General features: G+C 71.3%; 12 protein-coding genes. 7 read left to right on the forward strand and 5 right to left on the reverse strand.

Going from position 1 to position 17,356, the window contains the following annotated elements:
• Positions 1–36 precede the first annotated feature (36 nt).
• From gltD to OOK07_RS10695, 3 genes are all read right to left on the reverse strand, one after another.
• A complete protein-coding gene (gltD, locus tag OOK07_RS10685; protein WP_266796108.1) occupies positions 37–1,497 on the reverse strand; it encodes a glutamate synthase subunit beta in 1,461 nt (486 codons plus the stop codon).
• Positions 1,490–6,082: a glutamate synthase large subunit gene (gene gltB / locus OOK07_RS10690; protein ID WP_266796110.1), complete on the reverse strand. Its 4,593-nt coding sequence runs from the start codon at positions 6,080–6,082 to the stop codon at positions 1,490–1,492. The genes gltD and gltB overlap by 8 nt, the downstream gene beginning before the upstream one ends.
• Before the next feature lie 370 nt (positions 6,083–6,452).
• Positions 6,453–7,184 carry a VIT1/CCC1 transporter family protein gene (locus OOK07_RS10695; protein WP_266796111.1) on the reverse strand — a complete coding sequence of 244 codons (732 nt, stop codon included), beginning with the start codon at positions 7,182–7,184 and terminating at the stop codon, positions 6,453–6,455.
• Positions 7,185–7,479: 295 nt separating this feature from the next.
• On the opposite strand from OOK07_RS10695, the gene OOK07_RS10700 reads away from it, so the two are divergent.
• From OOK07_RS10700 to OOK07_RS10730, 7 genes are all read left to right on the forward strand, one after another.
• A complete protein-coding gene (locus OOK07_RS10700; RefSeq protein ID WP_266796113.1) occupies positions 7,480–8,589 on the forward strand; it encodes an ADP-ribosylglycohydrolase family protein in 1,110 nt (369 codons plus the stop codon).
• A gap of 161 nt (positions 8,590–8,750) precedes the next feature.
• Complete coding sequence (locus OOK07_RS10705) at positions 8,751–9,971, forward strand: ADP-ribosylglycohydrolase family protein (protein ID WP_266801924.1); 1,221 nt, start codon at positions 8,751–8,753, stop codon at positions 9,969–9,971.
• Positions 9,972–9,978: 7 nt separating this feature from the next.
• Positions 9,979–11,145 carry an ADP-ribosylglycohydrolase family protein gene (locus OOK07_RS10710; RefSeq protein WP_266796115.1) on the forward strand — a complete coding sequence of 389 codons (1,167 nt, stop codon included), beginning with the start codon at positions 9,979–9,981 and terminating at the stop codon, positions 11,143–11,145.
• Positions 11,133–12,500 (forward strand): ADP-ribosylglycohydrolase family protein, encoded by a 1,368-nt coding sequence (locus OOK07_RS10715; RefSeq protein ID WP_266796117.1) that lies wholly within the window; start codon positions 11,133–11,135, stop codon positions 12,498–12,500. The genes OOK07_RS10710 and OOK07_RS10715 overlap by 13 nt, the downstream gene beginning before the upstream one ends.
• Positions 12,497–13,390, forward strand: coding sequence for a ribokinase (gene rbsK / locus OOK07_RS10720; protein WP_266796118.1), 894 nt, complete (start codon positions 12,497–12,499; stop codon positions 13,388–13,390). Before OOK07_RS10715 ends, rbsK begins: the two co-directional genes overlap by 4 nt.
• Positions 13,387–14,577 carry a CaiB/BaiF CoA transferase family protein gene (locus tag OOK07_RS10725; protein WP_266679122.1) on the forward strand — a complete coding sequence of 397 codons (1,191 nt, stop codon included), beginning with the start codon at positions 13,387–13,389 and terminating at the stop codon, positions 14,575–14,577. The genes rbsK and OOK07_RS10725 overlap by 4 nt, the downstream gene beginning before the upstream one ends.
• Positions 14,574–15,407 (forward strand): HpcH/HpaI aldolase/citrate lyase family protein, encoded by an 834-nt coding sequence (locus tag OOK07_RS10730; protein ID WP_266679124.1) that lies wholly within the window; start codon positions 14,574–14,576, stop codon positions 15,405–15,407. Before OOK07_RS10725 ends, OOK07_RS10730 begins: the two co-directional genes overlap by 4 nt.
• 61 nt (positions 15,408–15,468) lie before the next feature.
• Here the strand turns inward: OOK07_RS10730 and lgt are convergent, their stop codons facing one another.
• Positions 15,469–16,452 carry a prolipoprotein diacylglyceryl transferase gene (gene lgt, locus OOK07_RS10735; RefSeq protein ID WP_266679126.1) on the reverse strand — a complete coding sequence of 328 codons (984 nt, stop codon included), beginning with the start codon at positions 16,450–16,452 and terminating at the stop codon, positions 15,469–15,471.
• 84 nt (positions 16,453–16,536) lie between these two features.
• Positions 16,537–17,307, reverse strand: coding sequence for a DsbA family protein (locus tag OOK07_RS10740; protein ID WP_266796120.1), 771 nt, complete (start codon positions 17,305–17,307; stop codon positions 16,537–16,539).
• Between the last annotated feature and the right edge of the window lie 49 nt (positions 17,308–17,356).

Raw genomic sequence — 17,356 nt, forward strand, 5'->3', positions numbered from 1 at the left:
CCGTACGCCTTTGTACGGGACGTATATGAGGGACCGTCAGGCCATCAGGGAACGGTCCGTCGGACGGATCGGGGCCGGCAGGTCGCTGGCTCCGGTCAGGAAGCGGTCGGTGCCGCGGGCGGCCGAACGGCCCTCCGCGATCGCCCACACGATGAGGGACTGGCCGCGGCCCGCGTCACCGGCGACGTAGACGCCGGGGACGCTGGTCTGGAAGTCGGCGTCGCGGGCGATGTTGCCGCGCTCGTCGAGGTCCAGGCCGAACTGCTCGACCAGGCCGTTTTCGCGGTCCGTGCCCGTGAAGCCCATCGCCAGCGTGACCAGCTGGGCGGGGATCTTGCGCTCCGTGCCCGGCTTCGAGGTCAGCTTGCCGTCGATGAACTCGACCTCGGAGAGGTGCAGCCACTGGACGTTGCCGTCCTCGTCGCCCTCGAAGTGGGTGGTGGAGACGGAGTAGACCCGCTCGCCGCCCTCCTCGTGCGCGGAGGTGACCTTGTACAGCATCGGGAACGTCGGCCACGGCTGGCCCGGGTTCCGCTCCTCGCCCGGGCGCGGCATGATCTCCAGCTGCGTCACCGAGGCCGCGCCCTGGCGGTGGGCGGTGCCCACGCAGTCCGCGCCGGTGTCGCCGCCGCCGATGACCACGACGTGCTTGCCGTCGGCCGAGACCGGGGAGGTGACGTAGTCGCCCTCCTGGACCTTGTTCGACAGGGGCAGGTACTCCATCGCCTGGTAGATGCCCTTGAGCTCGCGGCCGGGGACCGGGAGGTCACGGGGGGTCGTCGCACCGGCGGCGATGACGACGGCGTCGTACCGCTTCTTCAGATCGGTCGCCTTGAGGTCGCGGCCGATCTCGATGCCGGTACGGAAGCGGGTGCCCTCCGCGCGCATCTGCTCGATACGGCGGTTGATGTGCCGCTTCTCCATCTTGAACTCGGGGATGCCGTACCGGAGAAGGCCTCCGATGCGGTCCGCGCGCTCGTAGACGGCGACGGTGTGGCCGGCCCGGGTGAGCTGCTGGGCGGCGGCCAGGCCTGCCGGGCCCGAGCCGATGACCGCAACCGTCTTGCCCGACAGGCGCTCGGGGATCTGCGGGGCGACGTCACCGGTGTCCCACGCCTTGTCGATGATCGAGACCTCGACGTTCTTGATGGTGACGGCCGGCTGGTTGATGCCGAGCACACACGCCGACTCGCACGGAGCGGGGCACAGGCGGCCCGTGAACTCCGGGAAGTTGTTCGTCGCGTGCAGACGCTCGGAGGCGGCGCCCCAGTCCTCGCGGTAGGCGTAGTCGTTCCACTCGGGGATGAGGTTTCCGAGCGGACAGCCGTTGTGACAGAACGGGATGCCGCAGTCCATGCACCGGCTGGCCTGCTTGCTGATGATCGGCAGCAGCGAACCGGGAACGTAGACCTCGTTCCAGTCCTTGAGGCGCTCGTCGACGGGACGGGACTTGGCGACCTCGCGGCCGTGGTTCAGAAAGCCCTTCGGGTCAGCCATTGATCGCCGCCTCCATCATCTTCTCGGTGATCTCGGTCTCGGACAGACCGTCTCGCTCGGCGGCGTCCTTGGCGGCGAGCACTGCCTTGTACGTGCTGGGGATGATCTTGCTGAAGCGGTCGACCGCGGTGTCCCACTCGGCGAGCAGCTTCTCGGCGACGGTGGAGGCCGTCTCCTCCTGGTGCCGGCGGACCACGTCGTGCAGCCACTGCTTGTCGGTGTCGTCCAGGGACTCGATCGCGCCGGCGTTGCCGGCGTTGACGTTGTCGGCGTTCAGGTCGATGACGTACGCGATACCGCCCGACATGCCGGCCGCGAAGTTGCGGCCCGTCTCGCCGAGGACCACCGCGTGACCGCCGGTCATGTACTCGCAGCCGTGGTCGCCCACGCCCTCGGAGACGACCGTCGCGCCGGAGTTGCGGACACAGAACCGCTCGCCCGTACGACCGCGCAGGAACAGCTCGCCGCCCGTCGCGCCGTAGGCGATGGTGTTGCCCGCGATCGTCGAGTACTCGGCGAGGTGGTCGGCGCCCCGGTCCGGGCGGACGACGACGCGGCCGCCGGAGAGGCCCTTGCCGACGTAGTCGTTGGCGTCGCCCTCCAGGCGCAGCGTGACACCGCGCGGGAGGAAGGCGCCGAAGGACTGGCCCGCCGAACCGGTGAAGGTGATGTCGATGGTGTCGTCGGGCAGGCCCGCGCCACCGAACTTCTTCGTCACCTCGTGGCCGAGCATGGTGCCGACCGTGCGGTTGATGTTGCGGATCGCGACCTGGGCACGCACCGGCTGGGCGTCGATCGCGCTGGACGCGGCCAGGGCGTCGGCGGCCAGCTTGATCAGCTCGTTGTCGAGCGCCTTCTCCAGGCCGTGGTCCTGCTCGATGACCCGGTGGCGCACCGCGCCCTCGGCCAGCGCCGGCACGTGGAACAGCGGCGCCAGGTTGAGGCCCTGCGCCTTCCAGTGGTCGACGGCACGCGTGACGTCGAGCGTCTCGGCGTGGCCGACGGCCTCCTCGATGGTGCGGAAGCCCAGCTCGGCGAGGATCTCGCGGACTTCTTGGGCGATGTACTGGAAGAAGTTGACGACGTACTCGGCCTTGCCCGCGAACCGGTCCCGGAGGGTCGGGTTCTGGGTGGCGATGCCGACCGGGCAGGTGTCCAGGTGGCAGACGCGCATCATGACGCAGCCGGAGACGACGAGCGGCGCGGTCGCGAAACCGAACTCCTCGGCGCCCAGCAGCGCGGCGATGACGACGTCACGGCCGGTCTTCAACTGGCCGTCGGTCTGTACGACGATGCGGTCGCGCAGGCCGTTGAGCAGCAGCGTCTGCTGGGTCTCGGCGAGGCCGAGCTCCCAGGGACCGCCCGCGTGCTTCAGCGAGGTCAGCGGGGAGGCCCCCGTGCCGCCGTCGTGACCCGAGATGAGGACGACGTCCGCATGCGCCTTGGACACACCCGCGGCGACCGTGCCGACACCGACCTCGGAGACCAGCTTGACGTGAATCCGCGCCTGCGGGTTCGCGTTCTTGAGGTCGTGGATCAGCTGGGCCAGGTCCTCGATGGAGTAGATGTCGTGGTGCGGCGGCGGGGAGATCAGGCCCACGCCAGGGGTGCTGTGCCGGGTCTTGGCGACCCAGGGGTACACCTTGTGACCGGGCAGCTGGCCGCCCTCGCCGGGCTTGGCACCCTGCGCCATCTTGATCTGGATGTCGTCCGCGTTGACGAGGTACTCGCTCGTCACGCCGAAGCGGCCGGAGGCCACCTGCTTGATGGCGCTGCGCCGAGCCGGGTCGTAGAGACGGTCCGCGTCCTCGCCGCCCTCACCGGTGTTGGACTTGGCGCCCAGCTGGTTCATGGCGATGGCGAGGGTCTCGTGCGCCTCGCGCGAGATGGAGCCGTACGACATGGCACCGGTCGAGAACCGCTTGACGATCTCGGAGACCGGCTCGACCTCGTCGATGGAGATCGGCTGCCTGTCGGACTTGAAGCCGAAGAGCCCACGGAGCGTCATGAGCCGCTCGGACTGCTCGTTCACCCGGTCCGTGTACTGCTTGAAGACGTCGTAGCGCCCGGTGCGCGTGGAGTGCTGCAGGCGGAAGACCGTCTCCGGGTCGAACAGGTGCGGCTCGCCCTCGCGGCGCCACTGGTACTCGCCTCCTATGTCGAGGGCGCGGTGCGCGGGCGCGATGCCCGAGGCCGGGTACGCCTTCGCGTGGCGGGCGGCGACCTCCTTGGCGATGACGTCGAGGCCGACGCCGCCGATCTTGGTGGCCGTGCCGTTGAAGTACTTCTGGACGAAGGTGTCTTCGAGACCGACGGCCTCGAAGACCTGGGCGCCGCGATAGGAGGCGACCGTCGAGATGCCCATCTTGGACATGACCTTGAGGACGCCCTTGCCGAGGGCGTAGATCAGGTTGCGGATGGCCTGCTCGGCCTCTATGTCCGAGAGGAAGGTGCCCGCGCGGACCAGGTCCTCGACGGACTCCATCGCCAGGTACGGGTTCACCGCCGCGGCGCCGAAGCCGATGAGCAGGGCGACGTGGTGGACCTCGCGGACGTCGCCGGCCTCGACCAGCAGGCCCACGTGGGTGCGCTGCTTGGTGCGGATGAGGTGGTGGTGGACGGCCGCGGTGAGCAACAGCGACGGGATCGGCGCGTGCTCGGCGTCGGAGTGGCGGTCCGACAGGACGATCAGCCGGGCGCCGTTGCCGATGGCGGCGTCGGCCTCGGCGCAGATCTCGTCGATGCGCGCGGCGAGGGAGTCGCCGCCGCCGGAGACCCGGTACAGGCCGGAGAGCGTCGCGGCCTTGAAGCCGGGCATGTCGCCGTCGGCGTTGATGTGGATGAGCTTGGCCAGCTCGTCGTTGTCGATGACCGGGAAGGGCAGGGTCACCGAGCGACACGAGGCGGCGCTCGGCTCCAGCAGGTTGCTCGCGGGGCCCAGCGACGAGCGCAGCGAGGTGACCAGTTCCTCGCGGATGGCGTCCAGCGGCGGGTTGGTGACCTGCGCGAACAGCTGGGTGAAGTAGTCGAAGAGCAGCCGCGGGCGTTCGCTCAGTGCGGCGATCGGCGAGTCCGTGCCCATCGAGCCGATCGGCTCGGCACCGGCCTTGGCCATCGGCGCCAGGATGACGCGCAGCTCCTCCTCGGTGTAACCGAAGGTCTGCTGACGGCGGGTGACCGAGGCGTGCGTGTGCACGATGTGCTCGCGCTCGGGCAGGTCGGAGAGCTCGATCTCCCCGGCCTCCAGCCACTCGGCGTACGGCTGCTCGGCGGCGAGGCCGGCCTTGATCTCGTCGTCCTCGATGATGCGGTGCTCGACGGTGTCGACGAGGAACATCCGGCCGGGCTGCAGCCTGCCCTTGCGCACGACCTTGGCCGGGTCGATGTCGAGGACGCCGACCTCGGAGCCGAGGACGACGAGGCCGTCGTCGGTGACCCAGTAGCGGCCGGGGCGAAGGCCGTTGCGGTCGAGGACCGCGCCGACCTGCTTGCCGTCGGTGAAGGTGACGCAGGCCGGGCCGTCCCAGGGCTCCATCATCGTGGAGTGGAAGTTGTAGAAGGCGCGGCGGGCCGGGTCCATGGAGTCGTGGTTCTCCCACGCCTCCGGGATCATCATCAGCACGGAGTGCGGCAGCGAACGGCCGCCCAGGTGCAGGAGTTCGAGCACCTCGTCGAAGGACGCGGAGTCGGAGGCGTCCGGCGTGCAGATCGGGAAGACCCGCTCCAGGCCGTTGTCCCCGAACAGGTCCGAGACCAGCTGCGATTCGCGGGCGACCATCCAGTTGCGGTTGCCCTTGACGGTGTTGATCTCGCCGTTGTGCGCGACGAAGCGGTACGGGTGCGCGAGCGGCCACGAGGGGAAGGTGTTCGTGGAGAAGCGCGAGTGGACCAGGGCGACGGCCGAGCCGAAGCGGCGGTCGGACAGGTCCGGGAAAAAGGGCTCCAGCTGACCGGTGGTCAGCATGCCCTTGTAGACAATGGTGCGGGCCGAGAGGGACGGGAAGTAGACACCGGCCTCACGCTCGGCGCGCTTGCGCAGCACGAAGGCCTTGCGGTCGAGGTCGATGTCCTTGCTCAGACCGTCCGTGACGAAGATCTGCCGGAAGACCGGCATCGTCGAACGGGCCGTGGCACCGAGCAGCTCCGGAGCGACCGGAACCTCACGCCAGCCGAGAACCGTGAGGCCCTCCTCGCCGGCGATCGTCTCGATCTGCGAGACGACGTCCTCGGTGCCGTCCTCGGGCAGGAAGGCGATACCGACGGCGTATCCACTCGCCTCCGGCAGTTCGAATCCGGCCACCTCACGGAAGAAGGCGTCGGGAACCTGGGAGAGGATGCCGGCGCCGTCACCCGAGTCGGGCTCGGAGCCGGTGGCGCCGCGGTGCTCGAGGTTGCGCAGCACCGTCAGGGCCTGCTCGACCAGGGTGTGGGACGCCTCGCCGGTGAGGGTGGCCACGAAGCCGACGCCGCACGCGTCGTGTTCGTTGCGGGGGTCGTACATACCCTGCGCAGCAGGGCGAGCATCCATGAAGGACCAGTTCTGGCCATTCGCGGAATGCTGGGACGGCTGGCGCGGCGTACGCATCGGCTCTCCCGTCGTCGTCTCATATGGCATATGCAGATTGCCGAGGGACGACGTTGGCCCTCTGCTGAGTGCAAAATTTCGTGCAGGTTACATGATGGAGCGAATCTCGGGAACCGGGATATCACGTTCCAACATGCGGACACCGAAGGGATCGCGGCGGGATACCGCGACCGACGGTGGAAGCTATGGGGACCGATGCGAACAGATCGATGTCCGACGGCCCGTGCGCGAGGGGAGCGTCTTCGCCACCCCGCAGGTGCGCGGCAAGCCTCATTGCCCACAGCGCTTACGGCTCATGCCCAGTGGTTAAGCATTCGAAACCAGTGAGTAACGGCTACTTATGCGGCCCAACGCATAACTTGCAGCCGTCCTATCCTACGGCCGTCCCGAACAGGATGCCCAGGGCGTACGTCACACCGGCCGCCGCACCACCGAGAGCGAGCTGCCTGAGCCCGCTGAACCACCAGGTCCGCGCCGTCACCCTGGCCACCACCGCACCGCAGGCGAACAGCCCGAAGAACGCGAGCAGCAGGGCGGGCCACAGCACGGTGGCACCGAGCAGATACGGCAGCACCGGCAGCAGCGCGCCCAGCGCGAAGGAGCCGAAGGAGGACACGGCGGCGACGAGCGGCGAGGGCAGATCGCCGGGGTCGATGCCGAGTTCCTCGCGGGCGTGTATCTCCAGGGCCTGCTCGGGGTCCGTCGACAGCTGACGGGCGACCTCGCGCGCCAGCTCGGGCTCGACCCCGCGGGCCTCGTAGAGCGCCGCGAGCTCGGCCTCCTCGTCCGCGGGGTGCTTCCTCAGCTCGGCGCGCTCCACGTCCAGCTCGGCCTCGACGAGTTCACGCTGCGAGGCGACGGACGTGTACTCGCCCGCGGCCATCGAGAAGGCGCCGGCGGCGAGGCCCGCGAGCCCGGTCAGCACGATGGTCTGCTGGCCCGCGGCCCCACCCGCGACACCGGTCATCAGGGCGAGGTTGGAGACCAGGCCGTCCATCGCGCCGAAGACGGCGGGGCGCAGCCAGCCGCCGTTCACATCCCGGTGCGTGTGGTTGTCCCGGTGCGCCACGTGCAGCGCGGCCTCGGTTTCGATGATCGCCATTGCGGGGGTCCCCCAGGAAGCTAAGCCAAAGCTAACTTTGGACAAGTTCTACTCCTCGACAACGCAAAAGTTACGCCACCGATTCCGCCGCCGCCAGCAAGGAAAGGCTCGGCTAACCTGCGGCTTTACCTCGCGACGCTCATCCGTGTATGGGACCGCACATATGTCGACCGGGTGATGCTGAGTCCCGTCCGGCTCTGCGAAACCCCTCCGGTGGGACACATCCGAGAAAGGGGTCCGCGCCCTGAGAGGCCCGCCAATGAGCCGCCCGGAACCCTCGGAGGAGAAGCCGCGTATGGCATCGATCGCCTGCATTCCTTCTGTCCCCTCACCCGGGAACGCCGCCGACCTCCGCGAGCGGGCACGCGGTGCACTGCTCGGCCTGGCCGTCGGGGACGCCCTCGGCGCCCCCGCGGAGAACATGAAGCCGTCCGAGATCCGCGCCCGCTGGGGCCGCATCACGGGTTACGTGACCGACCGGCCGGCGGGCACGGACGACACGGAGTACGCGATCTTCTCCGGTCTGCTCCTGGCCCGGCACGGCTGCGCCCTCACCCCGGCCCATGTGGAGGCGGCCTGGCACGAGTGGATCGCGGACCGCGCGGAGGGCCCGTTCCGGGGGGCCGGCTTCAGCGAACGCGGCACCCTGGAGAACCTCCGCCGCGGCCTCGCCGTCCCCATCTCCGCCCAGCACCGCCACGCCTGGAGCGACGGCCTGGCCATGCGCGCGGCCCCCTTCGGCGTCTTCGCCGCGGGCCGCCCCGCCGAGGCGGCCCGGCTCGCGGCCGTCGACGGTTCGGTGAGCCACGAGGGCGAGGGCATCTACGGCGGCCAGGCGGTCGCGGCGGGGGTGGCGGCTGCGATGGCGGGGGCACCGCCGATCGCGGTCGTGGCCTCCGCGCTGGCCGTGATCCCGGACGACTCGTGGACGGCCCGCTCGCTGCGCCGGGCCGTGACGGTGGCCCACCGCGGCGAACGAGCGGTCCGCTCGGCGGTCGTCATCGGCGGCTACCCGTGGACCGACCTGGCTCCGGAGGCGGTCGCGCTGGCCTTCGGGGCGTACGCGGCGGCCGACGGCGACTTCAGGCAGGCCGTCCTCACCGCGGTGAACATGGGCCGGGACGCCGACACGACGGCCGCGGTGGCGGGCGCTCTGGCGGGCGCGACACAAGGAGTCTCCGCGATCCCGGCGGAGTGGGCGGCGGCGATCGGGCCGGCGCGGGGCAGCTGCCTGCCGGCGATGGCAGGCCATCACGTACTGGACGTGGCGGAGCTGCTGGTACAGGGCGGGGGCGTGACCGTACAGGAACTCCCACCGGACGTACCGGTCCGCGCCGACTGCCCGCCACCGGACGCGACCGCCTTCACCCTGGCAGCGAACGACGAGGCGGAGGCGGCCCGGTGAGACCGCCCGGGCCATGGGCGGTGGGGGCGGGCCCCACCGCCCCGGCAAACCATCCCGCCGCCACCGACCCGACGGTCACGGCGAACCCGCCGGTCACACCGCGGCCGACGGTCACGGCGGAGCCGAACGGACTCGCGGCCGCCGGCGGCGGCGAGGGCGCCGTGCAGAGGCCACCGGCACCCGACGACGAAAGCCGCGCGGCCGGTGCGGGTGGGAAGAGCAGAGCCGAAGGCGAAGCCGAGGAGGTTCACGCCCCACCGCGCCCGCAGGGACGTCGCATCGAGGGCCTCCTGCTCGGCCTGGCCGCGGGCGACGCCGCGGGCTGGCCCGCCGCCCGCCACCGGGCCGCCCGTATGCCGGAGTGGACCCGCCGGCTCACCCGCGAACTCGACACCTTCGCCGAACAGAACGCCACCACCACCCTCCCCGTCCCCATCGCCCTGAACCAGTCCCCCGAGCCACTCCGGCTCGGCCCCTCGGACGACGCCGAGTGGGCGGCCTTCGCCGCGGAGGCCCTTCTGCGGGCCGGGGACGACACCGTGCTCGGCGACCTGAGCCGGGAACGCCGCGCCCGCGCCGCCATCGACCTCACCTGGAACGCCGTGGCCAGCGAGGTCGCCGCCGCGGCGGACCGCGCCCCGGAGGTCGAGTCCGCCGTCCTGCCCCTGCGCGCCCGTATCTCCGTCCGCGCCGGCCTCGGCAACCTCGCCACCGGCCTGCGCCCGCCCGCCACCGGCCACGACAACCCCCACTACTTCGACGACGCGGCCTGCGTACGGGCCTGTGTCCTCGCCGTGGCCCACCCCGGCGCCCCCCGACTCGCCGCCGACCTGGCCGAGTTCGACGCCCGCTACACCCAGGACGGCGACGGAGTACGCGGTGCCCGGGCGATGGCGGCGGCACTGGCGCTGGCCCTGGCCGGCGCGGACGTCGGGACCTGCGTGGCAGCAGCCCTCACCGAACTCCCCGAGGCCACGGAGATCGGCCGCAACGCCCGCCACGCGCTCAAGCTGGCCGCCGACGCCGAGACCGCCTTCACCCTGATCCCTCTCCTGGAACACCAGATCGTCGACCACGTCTACAGCTACGGCATCGCAGCCGCGGAAACGGTCCCGGTCGCCCTCGCCCTGGCCACCGCCTCGGGCGGAAGGATCGCGGAAGCGGTGCCGGCCGCGGCGTGTCTGTCCCGCGTCGCCGACTCGGCCCCGGCCCTCACGGGCGCCCTGACCGGCGCGCTGGGCGGCGGCGACTCGATCCCGCCGTCCTGGCGGGAGGCCTGCCGCACCCTCTCCGGCTGCGCGCTCCCCCGCCTCACCGGCACCGACCTGGTGGAACTCGCCGAACTCCTGGAAGCCACGCAACCGGCCCCGCCAGGAGGATGATTCGGCCATGATGCCCAAACAGGCAGAAAACAGCCTCGATGACCGGATCACCGGAGCCCTCGTGGGCGCGGCGGTGGGCGACGCGCTCGGCGGTCCCGTCGAGGGCTACTCACCCGACCAGATCCTGCAGCGCCACGGCGGCCGCGTCCACGGCATCGTCGGCCCCTGGAGCGGCGACGACTGGCGCACGGCGCGCCCCATCGCGCCGTATCACAAGGGCGACGGCCACGTCACCGACGACACCTTGCTGACGCATGCGCTGGTCCGGGTGTACGCACAGGTCCGCGACCACCTGGACGCGTACGCGATCGCGGAGCACCTGGTCCCGGACCTGATGACCAAACCGCGCTGGATCCCGGAGCTGGAGACGGAGACCATCCCACTGCACCGTGTCTTCCTGGCGGAGAAATGGCTGGTGGCCCGTCTCCACTACGGCCATGTCGACCCGCGCGAGGCCGGCGTCGGCAACATCGTCAACTGCGGTGCGGCGATGTACATGGCCCCGGTCGGCCTGGTGAACGCGGCCGCGCCGACGGCCGCCTACGCCGAGGCGATCGACATCGCGGGCGCCCACCAGTCGTCGTACGGCCGCGAGGCGGCGGGTGTCTTCGCAGCTGCCGTGGCAGCGGCAGCGGCCCCCGCAGCGACACCGGACTCGGTCGTCACCGCCGCGCTCTCCCTGGCGAAGGACGGCACCCGCACGGCGATCGAGCGGGTCTGCGAAGTGGCCCTGCGCCACTCGGACTTCGAGTCCGCGCTGATTCCACTCCGCGAGGCGGTGGCCCCGTACGACACGGTGGGCCCGGACTACCGCTCCCCCTCCCTCGGGGCCCGCCGCCCGTCGCGCCTCCATTCGATCGAGGAACTGCCCGTCGCCCTGGGCATGTTGGTGCTGTCTCGCGGCGACTACCGGCACGCGGTCCTGGGCGCGGTGAACTACGGCCGCGACTGCGACTCGATCGCGACGATGGCGGGCGCGCTCGCCGGGGCTCTGGGTTCCCAGATCCCCGAGGACTGGTCGAAGACGGTGGCGGAGGCGAGCCGTCTGGATCTGTGGGAGCCGGCGGCGACGCTCGCGCGGGTGACCCGGGAGATCTTCGACCGGGACGTCCAGCGCCGCAGGGCCCACGAGGCGGCGTTCACCGAGATCGGGGGCCTGAGATGCTCCGAGTGACCTGGGTCCAGCCCGAGGACCTGATCGGCCACGAGCTGAGACAGGCCGCCCTGGACGGCCGTGAGCCGTCGGCGATCGCGGCGCGATGGAGAGCCGCGGGCGGTACGCAGGCCCCGCTGCGGGCCGGCGCGTCCCCGGAACCGGCCACGCGCTATCTTCGGCTGCTCGCGAAGGACCTGCTGGACGAACTGGCGGACCTGCCGAGCGCCTTGGGCGAGTGTGAGCCGACGGATCTGCGGAAGATCAAGGCCCTGTGCCCCAACTGGCCCGCCACCAACCCCACTTCGCCCACGCTCCCTTCACCGTCCCGCCTCGAAGCCGCCTGGCTCGGCCGCGCCGCGGGATGCCTCCTGGGCAAACCCGTGGAGAAACTCCCCCTGGAGGGCATCCGCGAGCTGGCCCGGTCCACCGGCAACTGGCCTTTGCACACCTACTTCACGGCCCGCGGAGTCCCCGAGGACCTCGCCTCGCGACACCCCTGGAACCGCCGCTCCGCGACGACCTCCCTCGCGGAGAACATCGACGGCATGCCCGAGGACGACGACCTCAACTACCCCCTCCTCAACCTGCTGCTGCTCCAGCGGCACGGCAGGCGGTTCACCACCACCGACGTGGCGGACCTGTGGCTGTGCGAACTCCCGGCGGGCCGCACGTTCACCGCCGAGCGCGTCGCCTACCGCAATCTCCTCCTCGGCCTGGAACCGCCCCGCACAGCACGTCACCGCAACCCCTTCCGCGAATGGATCGGCGCCCTCATCCGCGCCGACGTCCACGGCTGGACCAACCCCGGCGACCCGGCGGCCGCGGCACAGCAGGCCCACCGGGACGCCACCCTCACCCACACCGCGAACGGTGTCTACGCGGCGATGTTCACGGCCGCCACCATCGCCACCGCGGTGACCGGCGACCATGACGTCCACGCCTGCCTCCGCACCGGCCTGACGGTGATCCCACCCGGCTCCCGCCTGGCCAGGGCCGTCCGTCACGCCGTTCGCCTCGCCGAAGAACACACGGACTTCCACACCGTCGTCGACGAACTCCACGCCGCCCACGCCGCCACCCACCACTGGGTCCACGCCGTCCCCAACACAGCCCTCCTCGCCGCCGCCCTCACCCACGCGGACGGCGACTTCGCCGGCTCCATCTGCCGTGCCGTGTCCGGGGGCTGGGACACCGACTCCAACGGCGCCACCGCCGGCGGCATCGCCGCCCTCCTCGCCGGCTCCCCCTGCGCGCTTCCCGGCCGCTGGACGACCCCCCTGAAGAACCGGCTGGCCACCTCCGTCGGTGACTTCAACGGCATCGGTTTCGACGCCCTGGCCCATCTCACCCACCGGGAGGCATCCCGACCATGACCCACATCGTCGTACTGGGCAGCACGAACATGGACCTCGTCGCCTACGTCGAGAAGGCCCCACAGCTCGGCGAGACCGTCACGGGACGGGAGTTCCGTACGATCCCCGGTGGCAAGGGCGCCAACCAGGCGATCGCCGCGGCCCGCGCGGGCGCCACCGTCTCGATGATCGGCGCGGTCGGAAACGATGCCTTCGGCACCCGCCTCCGCTCCACTCTGGAACACTCGGGCGTCGACACGGACCACCTCCGCACCGTCGAGGCCCCCTCCGGCACCGCCCACATCGTCGTGGGCGACGAAGGCGGCAACGCCATCGTCGTGATCCCCGGCGCCAACGGCACCGTCGACCACCTCGTCCCCGGCGACGAAGGCCTCATCGCCTCCGCCGACGCCCTGCTCCTCCAGCTGGAGATCCCCCTGGCCGCGGTGGTGGCGGGCGCGCGGACCGCCCGCGCCCACGGCGTCCGTACGATCCTCACCCCGGCCCCCGCCCGGCCGCTGCCGCCCGAACTCCTGGCCGCCACCGACCTGTTGGTGCCCAACGAGCACGAGGCGGCGGCCCTGACCGGTGTCACCGACCCGCACAGCGCGGCCGCGTCCCTGCTCGACGAGGTGCCTGAGGTGGTCGTCACCCTCGGCTCGGCGGGCAGCCTGTACGCGGCCCGCGGCACCGACCCGCTCGCCGTCCCGGCACCACAGGTCACGGCCGTGGACTCGACGGGCGCGGGTGACACGTTCGTCGGCGCGCTCGCCGTGGCCCTCGGCGAGGGACGGCCGATGACGGAGGCGCTGGCCTGGGCGGGAGCGGCCGCAGCGCTCTCCGTGCAGCGGCCGGGCGCGTCGGCGTCGATGCCGTACCGCGCCGAGATCGAAACGCGGTTCACGTCATGAACCAAGCCCCGCTCACCGGCCTGCGCGTCCTCGACCTCGCCACCCTGTTCGCCGGGCCGCTCGCCGCCACGATGCTCGGCGACTTCGGCGCCGAGGTCATCAAGGTGGAACACCCGGCCAAGCCGGACCCCTCTCGCGGCCACGGCCCGTCGAAGGACGGCGTCGGCCTCTGGTGGAAGCTCCTCGGCCGCAACAAGCAGACCATCACCCTCGACCTCTCCAAGCCCGGCGGCCGCGCCACCCTCCTGCGCCTCGCGGCCACCGCGGACGTCGTCATCGAGAACTTCCGCCCCGGCACGCTGGAGAAGTGGGACCTGAGCTGGGCTGAGCTGTCCGCGGCCAACCCCCGCCTGGTCCTCACCCGGGTCACCGCCTTCGGCCAGTTCGGCCCCTACGCGCACCGCCCCGGCTTCGGCACCCTGGCCGAGGCGATGAGCGGCTTCGCCGCGATCACCGGGGAACCGGACGCACCCCCGACGCTCCCGCCCTTCGGTCTGGCCGACTCCATCGCGGGCCTGGCCACGGCGTACGCCGTCATGACCGCGCTCGCCGCCCGGGACCGCACCGGAGACGGCCAGGTCGTCGACATGGCCATCATCGAGCCGATCCTGACCGCCCTCGGCCCCCAGCCGATCTGGTACGACCAGCTCGGCCACGTCCAGCCGCGCACGGGCAACCGCTCCCAGAACAACGCCCCGCGCAACACCTACCTCACCTCCGACGGCGCCTGGGTCGCCGTGTCGACCTCCGCGCAGTCGATCGCGGAACGCGTGATGCACCTGGTGGGCCGCCCGGAGCTGATCGACGAACCATGGTTCGCGACGGGCGCCGACCGCGCCCGGCACGCCGACGTCCTGGACGAGGCGGTCGGCACCTGGATCGCCGAGCGCACCCGCACCGAAGTCCTGGCCGCCTTCGAGAAGGCGGAGGCGGCGGTGGCCCCGATCCAGGACGTCCGGGACGTGATGACGGACCCCCAGTACGCGGCCCTGGACACGATCACGACCCTCGATGACCCGGACCTCGGCCCCCTGCGTATGCAGAACGTCCTCTTCCGGCTCTCCGCCACCCCCGGCGCGATCCGCTGGGCAGGCCGCCCGCACGGTGCGGACACGGACCGGATCCTGACCGCGCTCGGTCTGACCCCGGCCGAGCTGACGGCCCTGCGCGAGGAGGGCGCCGTATGACCACGCCCCCGCTCACCTGGCTCTATGCCCCCGGAGACCGCCCGTATGTGGTGGCCAAGGCCCTGGCGGCCGGCGCCGACGTCGTCGTGATCGACCTGGAGGACGCGGTCGCCCCGGACCGCAAGGAGTACGCCCGCGCCGCGACCGCCGAACTCCTTTCCCACCCGCAGCCGGTCCCGGTCCACGTCCGCGTGAACGCCCTGGACGGCCCGCTGGCTCCGCGGGACCTGGAGGCGGTGGCCGCGCTGCCCGGGCTCGCGGGTCTGCGGCTGCCGAAGGTGACGGCTCCGGAGCAGGTCATCCGCACCGCGGAACGGTTCGCTGCAGCAGGAGGCGCCCCCGCCCTGTACGCGCTGCTGGAATCCGCACTGGCCGTCGAGCACGCCTACGCCATCGCGTCCGCCCACCCCTGCCTCCGCGGCATCGCCCTGGGCGAATCGGACCTACGGGCCGACCTGGGCGTACGCGAGGACGCGGGCCTCGACTGGTCCCGCTCCCGCATCGTAGGCGCCGCACGGGCGGCGGGCCTGCCCCCTTCCCCCCAGTCGGTCCACCCGGACATCCGCGACCTGGAGGGCCTGGCAGCCTCCTGCGCCCGCGGCCGCGCCCTCGGCTTCCTCGGCCGCGCGGCCATCCACCCGCGCCAGCTCCCCATCATCGAACGGGCCTACCTGCCCACGGCGAGAGAGGTCGAGGAGGCCGAGACGATCGTCAAGGCGGCGACCGCGCAGCAGGGCGCACAGGCCCTTCCGGACGGACGGTTCATCGACGCGGCGGTGGTGGCGGCAGCGCAGCGCACCCTGTCCCTCGCCCGCCGGAACCACGGTTGAGGGGCGCCCGCGAAAACCGCGGGCGCCCCTCAACCGTGATGATCGGCCAACGGCCGACCGGTCAGCTCTTCTTGGCCGACTCGGCGCCGTCCTTCGCCTCTTCCTCGGCACCAGCGGGTTCGTCGACGTCGTCGGCCTCGCCGGCAGCGCTCTCCACGTCCGTCTTCGGCGCCGAAGAGTCCGCCCCGTCCTTCTCGACGGCCTCGTCAGCGGCCTCGTCCTCCGCGGCGGCCGGCTCGACCACGGCCTCCCGGCCCGGCCGCTTCTTCGACGACACCACGATGTACGTCACCGCGAGCAGGAACACGATCATCGCGGTCCAGTCGTTCAGACGCAGACCCAGGATGTGGTGGGCGTCGTCGACCCGCATGTACTCGATCCACGCCCGGCCCACGCAGTACGCGGCGACGTACAGCGCGAAGGCCCGCCCGTGTCCCAGCTTGAAGCGGCGGTCGGCCCAGATGACCAGCAGGGCGACGCCGATGCACCACAGGGACTCGTAGAGGAACGTCGGGTGGTAGTACCCGGGCACTCGGCCGTCCTCCGAGGACGTGATGTGCAGCGCCCAGGGGACGTTCGTCTCCTTGCCGTACAGCTCCTGGTTGAACCAGTTGCCCCAGCGGCCGATGGCCTGGGCGAGGGCGATGCCGGGCGCGATGGCGTCGGCGTAGGCGGGCAGAGGGATGCCGCGACGGCGGCAGCCGATCCAGGCGCCCACCGCACCGAGCGCGATCGCGCCCCAGATGCCGAGACCTCCCTGCCACACCTTGAAGGCGTCCACCCAGTCACGGCCCTCGCTGAAGTACAGCTCGTAGTCCGTGATCACGTGGTAGAGCCGGCCGCCGACGAGGCCGAACGGCACCGCCCAGACAGCGATGTCGGCCACCGTGCCGGTCCGCCCGCCGCGGGCGATCCAGCGCTTGTTGCCGAGCCAGACCGCGACGAAGACGCCGATGATGATGCAGAACGCGTAGCCGCGCAGCGGAATGGGGCCGAGATACAGCACCCCATGCGACGGGCTCGGAATGTAGGCAAGTTCTTCCATGGCAGGGTCGACGCTACCGTGCCGGACCGGGCCGACGGCAGGCAGCCCGGCTACGGGTCCATAACGGGCGGGTGTGAAACCGCCTTACCCCTTGTTGGCCTCCTGCACCATCTGCTTCAGCTTGGCCGGTGTCATCGTCTGGTCCTGGTAGATGTTCTTGCCCCCGAGCAGCACGGTCGGCGTCCCGGAGAATCCGCCGGACTTGAAGGCGGCGTTCGACTTGTCGACCCAGCTGTCGTGCTTGCTGTCGTTGACGCACTGGCGGAAGGCCGCCGTGTCGAGGCCCTTGACCTTGCCCGCGAGCTCGATCAGCTTGCTGTTGCTGCCGAAGGTGTCGACGGTCTCCTTGGGCTGGTTGTCGTAGAGCACGTCGTGGTAGGCGGAGAACTTTCCGGCGTCCTGCGCGCAGGCGGCGGCATTGCCCGCGCGAAGGGAGCCGGTGCCGCCGAGATTGCCGTCGATCAGCCTGACCAGGTGGTACTCGACTCTGAGCAGGCCGGAGTCGGTCAGCTCGTGGATTGTCGGCCGATACGCCGCCTCGAAGGCCTGGCAGGCCGGGCAGCGGAAGTCCTCCCAGACCGTGAGCGTCGACTTGGCGCCGTCCTTGCCCACCGGAATCGCGAGACCGTCCTTGCCCTGCGCCCCGGAGGGCGCCACGGCCGGGCCCGAGGCCTTGTCGTCCTTGCCCGCGTTCGCGGCGACCACGCCGATCACTGCGGCGAGTCCCAGCACACAGACGACGCTCGCACCGATGATCAGCGTCCGCCGTCGCTTGTCCGCGGTCTTCTGCTTCTCACGCTCGACCGCCAGCCGATCCCGGGCGGTGCGCTTTCCCTCACGGTTCTTCTCGCTCACACCCCCAGAACGAACCGGGGAGGCGCATTGCGCCTCCCCGGTTGCAGAT

Source organism: Streptomyces sp. NBC_00078, from assembly GCF_026343335.1.
Taxonomy (GTDB): domain Bacteria; phylum Actinomycetota; class Actinomycetes; order Streptomycetales; family Streptomycetaceae; genus Streptomyces.